Genomic DNA, 2,176 nt, shown 5'->3' with positions numbered 1-2,176 from the left:
CGCAAGAAACAGAAACCAAAAAGGTGTTGACTGGCAGTTCACGACCAATGATGCAAGAATCAAGCTGAAGCGGCTTTATCCACAGTTTAAGAGTTGACACTGTACTAGTTTTGCAGCATGACTAAACATCAATTAACCCGGAACCATTGAAGACACTAATGATTCCGGGTATTTTTTTATTTAATTATGTACCAATTTATATTGTGGACTATTGCGGATTTTGATATAATATAGTTATAAAATCAGCTGTTTCAAGGGGATCCGCTATGTATCTTAAAAAAAGCAAAAGAAGTTCTGGAAGGATTTATCTTTCTATTGCAGACGGTTACCGCGATAAAGAAAGAGGACATTCAAGAACCGTTACCATTAAATCCCTCGGTTATCTTGATGAATTAGAAAAGCAGTATAATGATCCCATTGCCCATTTTGAGCAGGAAGTACGGAAAATGAATGAACAAAAGGCTGCCGAAAAACTTCCCATTACCTTTACCGTCAATCCGAACGAACGCATTGTTGCTGATTCGAATAATAGAAAAAACTTCGGTTATGCCGCCTTAAGTAAAATCTACCACGAACTAGAAATAAACAACTTCCTAATCAATCGTCAGCGGAACTTAAAGTCAAACTATGATACCAACAGCATCATGAAGCTTCTTGTATTCTCCCGCCTGCTGTTTCCGGCTTCAAAGAAAAAGACCTTTGAGAACAAGGGTCTTTTCTTTGAAAAAACCGACTTCTCCCTTGATGACATATACAGATGTCTTTCCTTTTTCAATAAGCATAAAGATTCTCTTCAGCTATGGTTGCACGAGCGCATCAAACAGCAGTACAACCGGGACACTGAACTGGTCTATTATGACGTGACTAATTACTACTTTGAAATTGATGAGCAGGATGAACTCAGGAAAAAAGGTGTTTCAAAGGAACACCGTCCCGACCCAATCGTACAGATGGGGCTGTTCATGGACACTATTGGAATCCCCATTACCTACAAGCTTTTTTCAGGCAACACCGTAGATAAGTCCACCCTGATTCCCATGCTCAGTAAGATCCAGCATGATTATTCCCTCGGCAGAATTATTGTTGTGGCAGACAAGGGCATCACTACTGGGGACAACATCTGGTATACCCTATCTGCAAAGAACGGATACGTGCTCAGTTATTCCATACGTGGAGCAGAACAGAAATTCAAGAAATATGTCCTCGACGAGGCAGGCTATACATGGAAGGGCGATGAATACAAGTTAAAATCCAGACTTTATCCGAGGGAAATAACCGTTACCGCCACCAGTGGACGGAAAATAAAGAAAAAGGTCGATGAAAAACAGGTTATCTTCTACAGCAAAAAATATGCTGCAAAGGCAAAAGCGGATCGTGCCGCGGTCTTGGCTAAAGCAAAAGACCTTATCAACAACCCAGGAAAATACAATAAATCTACCTCTTACGGTGCCGCCAAATATGTAAAAAATCTAGTATTTGACCCTGAAACCGGCGAGATTTTAGAAAAAACAAAACAATCTCTTATCTTTGACGAAGAAAAGTTAAGACAGGAAGAAGAACTGGACGGATACTATGCTATCGTGACAAGTGAATGGAGGGAATCCGACGAAAGAATCATCGAAATGTACAGAGGACTATGGAAGATAGAAGAGTCCTTCAAAGTAACGAAGAGTGATTTTGAGACAAGACCAGTATATTTGTCAAGACAGGAGCATATAGAGGCACATTTTCTAACCTGTTTTGTAGCACTTGTCATTTCCAGAATATTGGAATACCGCTTGGGCGGAAAGTATTACGTCGGAAAGATGCTTGAAAGCTTAAGTAGAGCCTGCTGTACACACATACAAGAGAATTTCAATATATTTGACTATTTCGATGAAGTACTCTCTGATATCGGCAAAGAACTAGGAATTGATTTCGGGAAGAAATATATGCGTCTTGGGGAAATAAAAAAAATTTTAGGCGAGGTAAAAAAAGGTTAGTTTCCACAACAACTTTTTGACAAAAACAAAAAGCCCAAAACCTGCTATCCGTAAGCGGTTGAGGGCTATTTTTATCTCGTTTTGTTGCAAAACTCAGGTTATAATTCTTTACGAGGTGTATTAATGCTACATGCATTATTGTTTTTTGTCCAGGGTATTCCTGAAATTGTAGGAATTGTCGCTTGCAGCCTTGC

1 protein-coding gene is annotated in these 2,176 nt (G+C 39.6%); it reads left to right on the top strand.

From position 1 onward, the window contains the following. Window positions 1-266: 266 nt before the first annotated feature. On the top strand, window positions 267-1,982 hold the full coding sequence (locus tag DCCM_RS02340; RefSeq protein ID WP_104370860.1) for an IS1634 family transposase: 1,716 nt from the start codon (window positions 267-269) through the stop codon (window positions 1,980-1,982). The last annotated feature ends 194 nt before the right edge of the window (window positions 1,983-2,176 follow it).

This window comes from Desulfocucumis palustris (assembly GCF_002933875.1).
Taxonomy (GTDB): domain Bacteria; phylum Bacillota; class Desulfotomaculia; order Desulfotomaculales; family Desulfocucumaceae; genus Desulfocucumis; species Desulfocucumis palustris.
The sequence above is the reverse complement of the archived record's forward strand: the minus strand, read 5'-3'. Positions and strand labels throughout refer to the sequence as shown.